Genomic DNA, 7,553 nt, shown 5'->3' with positions numbered 1-7,553 from the left:
CTGCTGGAGCCCCCGCCGCCGCTGCCGCACGCTGTCAGTAACAAGGCGGCCCCGATCAGGCCGCCATGGCGCAACCTTCCTTGTTTCATTGTTATCTTCCCGCTGTGATGGTGCTGGCGCAAAATACGCCACCCTGGGGCCATGATAGCGGCCTCGCCAAAGCGGGTCTGTGACTGAAAACGTTACCTGACTCAACGCGTTAGCAGGCGAGGCTCAATGCGTATTGCGATCGTGGAAGGCGTCGCGCTCGTCGATGGGCTTGATCAGGTGATAGACCTCCTGGGCCGACAGGGTGAAACCTCCAGGCCACTCCAGCTGGTGGCGGCGATTGATGAAGACCCGGGCGAAGCGACGCTCGGTGTCAATGGCGGCAAACAGGGGCTGGCTGCGCCAGGGGGTCAGGTCCAGCACCCCGGTAGTGCCATCCGAGAGCACCACGAACAGGCACCAGTCATGCACATACTCCACATCGATGAAGACCGGCATCCCTTCGGCTCCGATTGAGAAAATCCGGCGCCATTATAGGCAAGCCTCCCGCCCCGCTTTGCAATGAGGATCACACAATGCCCAGTCATTTATGCTGTCTTTTGGCCAGGTCAGGAGTACACCGGCCAGCCGAAGAGCTGGTTGCTGCTGGTTTGTCTGCGTTCTCGGCGGCTCGCCGCTGGCCACCAACATCAACGATCTCTTTATGGAAGGCTGAGCCTGCGAACCGTGCGACGCCTTCGGCGAGTCCGTCAAGCAGGCAAACCAATCCGGCTGGCGGACGACACCCGGTTCCGGCATCACAGCCGGAGGTCATGAGGGATGCCACTCTGGCGCTGTACGATGACGCAGAATAGCCAGATGACCCTCCACAGGCGGGGTGAAGAATATGGTTTACGTCTCCCAAATGGTGTGCTGACGACTAAATGGGCTCTGGTTGGGTAGATTGGAAAATACGTTCCGACTAGGACGGCAGGCAGACGCAAGCCTGAACGATGGTGAGCGAAGCGGTATATCCGCAACAGGGATCACCTGCATCATGCCCTGAAAAACAATCCCCCGGTGCGGTGCATCGGGGGATCAAGGCTGGCTGAAATGAGGTCTATCCACTGCCGAAGCGGATATGGGCTGATGGGGATCAGGCCTGGCCTTTCGGCCTCACTCCCAGGGTATGGCAGATGGCGTAGGTCAGCTCGGATCGGTTCAGGGTGTAGAAGTGGAAATCCTTCACCCCTTCCTGGCTCAGCACCCGCACCTGGTCGATGGCGATGCTGGCCCCCACCATGTTGCGGGTCATCTGATCGTTATCCAGCCCCTCGAACCGCTGATGCATCCAGCGCGGGATCTTCACGTTGGTAAAGCCGGCAAACTTGTTGAGGGTCTGGAAATTGGAGACCGGCAGTATCCCCGGCACGATTTCGGCATCGATGCCGATGGCGGCGCAGCGATCACGAAAACGCAGGTAGGTCTCCACATCGAAGAAGAACTGGGTAATGGCGCGGTTGGCACCGGCATCTATCTTGCGCTTGAGGTTGAGCAGGTCAGACTGCGCGCTCCTGGCTTCGGGGTGGCCTTCCGGATAGGCGGCAACCGAGATGTCGAAGTCGGCCTCGGACTTGAGCAGGGCGACCAGATCGGTGGCATACATGTCCGGCTTGTCGAGTCCGGGGGGCAAGTCACCACGCAGTGCCACTATGTGGCGAATGCCGCTGTTCCAGTAGTCACGGGCGATGGTTCTCAGCTCGTCGCGGCTGGCATCGATACAGGTCAGGTGCGGCGCGGCGATGAGGCCGGTGCGCTCCTTGATGTCCTTGATCACCTTGTGAGTGCGATCCCGGGTGCCCGAGTTGGCGCCATAGGTCACGGAGACAAACTTGGGTTCCAGCACCTGCAGTCGCTCGATGGATTGCCAGAGGGTGTTCTCCATCCCTTCGCTGTTGGGGGGGAAAAACTCGAAACTGACCGAAATGTTGTTACCCAAGTCAGCCAGACTCTGGTTGAGTGCCTCAACCTGACGCGCGCTGTGAAATCCCATCTGCTCTCTCCCTGTCCTACAACCGATTCCTGTACGTCAAAACGGATGTTTGGACGTCTAAACGTCTTTCTATCTTTATGAGAAAACGGCTCAAAGTCAACCTCGATTTACCCACGAAGGCGGGATAAGCGATTTTTTTTATTTTGCAATTCAACCCAAGTCGCGAGCGGCCCCATCCCAAAATGTCCTCAGGCACGCTATGATGCGGGCGGATCGTCCTGGACGTTCTGAATCTGCGTGTGATTGTTTGGCCGGGTTTCCCGGCCTTTTTTTAACTTCTCCCCCTCCCTGCCGATAATCAATTCAAGCATTTGCAGGAGCCTTGTCATGGAAGATCACCCCGGTTTTGCCACCGATTTGCTGTTCGATCGCTATCAGGGCGAGGTGAGGGACCATGAAGGGTTCTGGACAGTGCGCACCCCGACAGCCCCGGATTACTACTTCGGCAACTATCTGCTGCTCCCCACGCCCCCCAGCGACCGTGACAAGGGTTGGCTCGAAGCCAGCTTCGACAAGCTGATCGGCCAGGATCCCAGGATCCGCCATCGCACCTTCCAGTGGCCGCTGGCCGAGGGACAGAACAGCCGGGTCGCCGGCTTCGTGGCGGCGGGATACCAATACATGGAGTGCGTGGTGCTGGCACTGGAAGCCGCCAGCTGGCAGACACCGAGCGACCAGGACCTCGCCCCGGCCCGCCCCTTCACCCCTGCCGACTGGGATGACTGGCTGACCCTGGAGCTCGATGACAGGGACCCAGGTCATGAGGAGGAGAGCTACCTCGCCTACCTGCAGTCACGGCGCGACCTCTATCAGGCCATGATCGCCGATGGACTGGGACAGTGGTGGGGGATCTGGCATCAGGGTCGCCTGGTCGCCAGTTGCGGCCTCTTCTTCACCGGCACCATGGGGCGCTTCCAGCTGGTTCGTACCCATCAGGATTGGCGAAACCGGGGCCTCTGCCGTCAACTGCTGAGCCAGGTCGCCCGTCAGGGGTTCGAGCGAGCCAGGCAGCTCATCATAGTGGCCGACGAGCACTACCACGCCCAGCGGGTCTACCGCGCCCTGGGTTTCGTCCCGGTGGCACGTATCGGCAGCCTGTGCCGCTGGACTCACCAGCCATAGCCGTCTGGCGCAAATGAAAACGGGAGACTGATGCCTCCCGTTTTTTTTCATGGTGCAGCCCTTCAGGGCTGCGGCGCTTCCAGCTCGCTGGCCAGCGCCTGCTCGACGTCGGTCGCGGCAGCAGCCGAGGGAGCCACAGCCGCAGACACGGGGGACGCGCTCAGCGCGGTCGAGATGGCCGCGGATGGCGTAGCAACGGAAGCCTCAACCGTGGCGGGCGCGGCAGAGACGGCGGCGGGAGCCGTGCATTGGCAGTCCACGGCCTTGGCCTGCTGGCCCTGATGCGGGGCATACCAACCCTTCAGCCCCTGCTCCAGCCGGTCGGCGGCGGCTTGCGGCGCCATGGTGCCGAGCAGCACACTCTGACTCACCTCGGCCAGCTCATCCCCCAGCTTGGGGGTGCCGCGAGAGAGGATCTGGGTGGCGACCCGGATGGTAGAGTCACACTGATCTCGCCACTCCATCATCTCTTTGGCCGCCGGGTTGGTGGCCTCGAAGAAGTGGTTGGAGAGGGAGAAGAACCCCGGCAACGAATTGGTATAGAGCTCGGCAAACTGGGAGGTGGTCAGCCACTGCAGGAAGGTCATGGCGGCCTCCTTGTTCTTGCTGGCCGGGTTCATCCCCATACCGATGTCGGTGTGATCGGTGAAGAAGCAACCGTCACCCTGCTTTGCCACAGGGGGGCGCATGACACCGAAGTCCACCTTGCCGGTGAAGGGGGCTATCTCCCAGGAGCCGGCCGCATAGAAGGCAGCCTTGCCGGAGGTGAACAGCTCGTTGGTAGTGGCGTAGTCACGGCCTTCGCCCCCCTCGCCGAGATAGGCACGCCAGCGGGCCAGCTCCTCGAACACCTTGACGTATTGCGGGTTGTCGAGCCGCTCCTGGCCGCCAATCAGCGCCAGCCTGCCATCCTCCCCCTTCCAGTAGTTGGGGCCAATGTTCTGGAAGCCCAGCTCGGAGGCGACCCAGCTCTCGGAGCCACTCATGGCCAGCGGCACATAGCGACCATCCGCCTTCACCTTGTCGAGCACGGCGAAAAACTCGTCCCGGGTCTGGGGCATGGCCAGCCCCAGCTCGCTGAAGATCTGCTTGTTGTAGAAGAAGCCGTGAATGACGGAAGCCATGGGCACGCAGAAGGTCTGGGCGCCGCTGTCTGTCTGCCAGGGGGACTGGGCGAAGCTCGGGAAGTTCTCCATCCCGGCCATCTCGCTCAGCTCCGCCAGATGACCCGCCTTGAACAGGGCCAGGGAGTCATCGAACGGGCGGCAGGTGATGAGATCCCCGGCCTTGCCCTCCTTCAAACTGGCCCAGAGCGTCGGCATGTAGTCGACGTTCTGCACCCCGTTGAAGCTCACCTGGATGCCCGGATGAGCGGCCTCGAAGGCGGGGATGATCTTCTCCTCCCACAGGGCCTTGTCATCGATCCGCCAGCTTTCGATCACCAGCTCGCTGGCCATCAGCTGGCCACACAACAGGAGACTCAGGGCCCCGATCCACTTGTTAGCCATAAGTCCTCCTACACCTTGAAATGAGCGATCAATTGCTGCTGTTTGGCGACCAGATCCGCCAGTACTTCACTGCTGCCTGCCGATTCACGGGCCTCCCGTTCGGTCTCGTAGGCCACGTCCGCAATGCCGGCGATATGACGGGCCACCCCTTGACTGACCGAGATCTGTTCCTGGGCCGCATGGGCGACCTGATCCGCCATCGACTTGATGGCACTCATCCGCTCGGCGATGGATTGCAACGCCTGATCCATGGCCCGGGTCTGTGACACGCAACCCTGGGTCTGCTCCTGGCTGCGTCCCATCACCTCCATCACCTGCTTGCTGGAGCTCTGCAGGTTTTCGATCATGGCCTGGATCTCTTCAGTCGAGGTCTGGGTCCGGTTCGCCAGCGCCCTGACCTCGTCCGCCACCACCGCAAAGCCGCGACCAGCATCACCGGCCCGTGCTGCCTCGATGGCCGCATTCAGTGCCAGCAGGTTGGTCTGCTCGGCAATGCTGCGGATCACGTCCAGAATACTGCCGATGTTGTTGCTGAATTCCCCCAGCTTGTGGGTGATGCCGACCGCCTCCTCCATGGCGCCAGCCAGCTGTTCGGTGATCCGGCGCGTGGTCGCCACCTGTTTGCGACCGGCGCGTGCCTCCTCGTCGGCCAGATCCACCTCGCGCTTGGTGCCATCTGTGGAGCGGGCCACCTCGGTGGCGCTCACCTCCAGTTCGGTGATGGCGGCGGCCACCTGGTCGGTCTGGCTCTTCTGATCCTGCACCCTGGACATGGCGCGCTCGCTTATCTCGGCGGCGCGGCTCGCCTCCTCCACCAGATGGCGGGAACCGGCGTTGATCTGGGAGAGCAGCTCCCCCGTCTTGTCCGCCAGGGTGTTGATGGAACGGGTCAGGCTGCCGAATTCACAGCGGCTCTGGTAGTCGATGCGCCGGGTCATGTCCCCGGTGGCCATGCGATCCAGCGCCCGATCGATCAGCTGCAGCGGACGCTGTATGCTGCGGGCCGTGGTGTAACCGATGATGAGCGCGGCGGCGGCGGAGATGGCGGAAACGATCAGGATCCAGAGGCTGGCACTGCTGACGGCGTCATCGGCCCCGATCCGGCTCTGGCTGGCGATGCTGCCCGCCGACTTGCCCATCTCGTCCAGCAGCGCCAGGCTGTTGACCAGACTGGTGTCGAGCTGCTGATTCAAGGTTTGCAGCGAGGCGGCAAGCTGCTGGGCATTGCGCATGGTGGCCAGCAGTCCCTGCGGGCCGAGCGCCAGCTCCTGCATCCTGTCCAGATTGACGACGAAGCGCTGCCTCACGTCATCGGGCACCAGCACCCGCTCGAGCCGCTTGCGCGCCATCTCGATATCCTTGGCGAGCACCTTCTCCAGTTCGTTGAGATCTGTCTTGGCGTCTGCCCGACGGATGTTCTTCAGATCCCGGGCGATGCCGGAGGTGATGAGTTCGGCCTTGTTGCGCATGGAACGCTTGCTGGCGGTCTGCTGCAACAGCAGATCGGCGGCCCACTGATAGGTGTCTTCCAGCCTGATAAAGGCCAGCTCCAGCTCATGACGGCGATCGAGGGCGGCTATCCACTGACCATGCTGGCTCAGCACCTGATCCGCCAGACCGTAGAACTCCCGGGTGGCCCCATCGACCTGACGAAAGCGCTCGCCCGCCTCGGCCACATCGTTGAAGCGGGCCATCTCCTTGCTCTGGGCAACGAAGCGCGCCTGCTGCGCCTTGAACTGGCTGGCCAGCTGCGGCAACTGGGTGGCATCCTCGCTGGTCCTGTAGGTCAGCACCCAGCGGTTGCTGTCCTGCAGTGCCCCCTTGAGCCCGGCGACGGCGATCACCAGGGGAGTGGCACGATCCGATACCTGGGACAGTCCCTCATTGATCCCCCGGATCTTCAGAATACTGATGAAGCCCAGCAGAACCAGCAGCAGCAACATCAGCACAAATCCGGCGATGATCCGCTGCACGATAGATAAACCCATGGAGACATCCTCACTCGTTGGGAAATAAAGGGGTTAACGCAGAGGCTATCGGCACGCCGAGGCAATGGAAGAGCAATAAGTGACACTATGAGGGGCCGGATCACAGTTATTGCCCCGAGCCAGACAGAAAAGGGCCCGAACAGAGCCGGGCCAAAGAGACATGCTTGGTTGTCATGGCCTTGAGGCGGCCAACCCTGTCATCAGAAGCGATAGCCGACGCCAAACATGAAGGCAACCGGATCGATGGAGGTATTGATGGTGCCCACTGCGGTGTGCACGTCGGTGTCGATGTCGATGAGCCAGGCGGAGGCGTTGACGAACCAGCGGTCATTGATCGCCATGTCCAGCCCCACCTGACCCGCCAACCCCCAGGAGGAGTCGACGCTCACATCCGTGCCCGCCAGGGCCCCACGGCCCTCTTCATCGAAGAAGGTGGTGTAGTTGATACCGGCACCGACATAAGGACGCACCTTACTGTTGGCATCACCGAAATAGTACTGCGCCATCAGGGTCGGCGGCAGGTGCTTGACCTTGGCGACCTCACCCAGCCCCGGGGTCGACACCGAGTGGGAGAAGGGGGTCGCCGCCAGCAGCTCGACGCCCCAGTTGTCCGTCAGCATATAGGAGAGGGTCAGCCCCAGCTGCATGTTGCTGTCGATATCCAGCTCGCCGGTGCCGAGGACGTCGTCACTGCTGGTCTGGGGGGAGACAAAGGCCAGACCGCCACGCACCAGAATGTCGCCGGCCTGGTGTGCCAGGACGGCGGGGGAAGCAAAAGCGGCTGCGATCAGGAGAGGAAGGACTTTTTTCATCACATATTTCCTTTTTGTTTTCTTTCTATGTTGTAAGCCCGAAAACTATAAAAGGATGTGAATGACCGGTTATTGATTTGGCTCGTAAGCGCCGCTAAATCGA

The 7,553-nt window shown here is 61.6% G+C and carries 6 protein-coding genes; 1 reads left to right on the top strand and 5 read right to left on the bottom strand.

Features of this window, described 5'->3' with window-relative positions:
* Nucleotides 1-213 precede the first annotated feature (213 nt).
* A complete protein-coding gene (locus tag BN1127_RS10290) occupies nt 214-486 on the bottom strand; it encodes a DUF2442 domain-containing protein (RefSeq protein ID WP_005328751.1) in 273 nt (90 codons plus the stop codon).
* 637 nt (nt 487-1,123) lie between these two features.
* A complete protein-coding gene (gene metF / locus BN1127_RS10285; RefSeq protein ID WP_025328549.1) occupies nt 1,124-2,020 on the bottom strand; it encodes a methylenetetrahydrofolate reductase in 897 nt (298 codons plus the stop codon).
* A gap of 327 nt (nt 2,021-2,347) precedes the next feature.
* Here metF and BN1127_RS10280 point away from each other — a divergent pair, with 327 nt between their 5' ends.
* Complete coding sequence (locus tag BN1127_RS10280; protein WP_042649373.1) at nt 2,348-3,142, top strand: GNAT family N-acetyltransferase; 795 nt, start codon at nt 2,348-2,350, stop codon at nt 3,140-3,142.
* Nucleotides 3,143-3,204: 62 nt separating this feature from the next.
* Here BN1127_RS10280 and BN1127_RS10275 read toward each other — a convergent pair whose 3' ends face one another.
* The 3 genes from BN1127_RS10275 to BN1127_RS10265 form a co-directional block, all read right to left on the bottom strand.
* A complete protein-coding gene (locus tag BN1127_RS10275; protein WP_042649372.1) occupies nt 3,205-4,650 on the bottom strand; it encodes an ABC transporter substrate-binding protein in 1,446 nt (481 codons plus the stop codon).
* 8 nt (nt 4,651-4,658) lie between these two features.
* Nucleotides 4,659-6,638: a methyl-accepting chemotaxis protein gene (locus tag BN1127_RS10270; RefSeq protein WP_042649371.1), complete on the bottom strand. Its 1,980-nt coding sequence runs from the start codon at nt 6,636-6,638 to the stop codon at nt 4,659-4,661.
* Nucleotides 6,639-6,838: 200 nt separating this feature from the next.
* Nucleotides 6,839-7,450, bottom strand: coding sequence for an OmpW family outer membrane protein (locus BN1127_RS10265; protein WP_041206519.1), 612 nt, complete (start codon nt 7,448-7,450; stop codon nt 6,839-6,841).
* Nucleotides 7,451-7,553: the final 103 nt, after the last annotated feature.

Source organism: Aeromonas media, assembly GCF_000819985.1.
Classification (GTDB): Bacteria; Pseudomonadota; Gammaproteobacteria; order Enterobacterales; family Aeromonadaceae; genus Aeromonas; species Aeromonas media.
The sequence above is the reverse complement of the archived record's forward strand: the minus strand, read 5'-3'. Positions and strand labels throughout refer to the sequence as shown.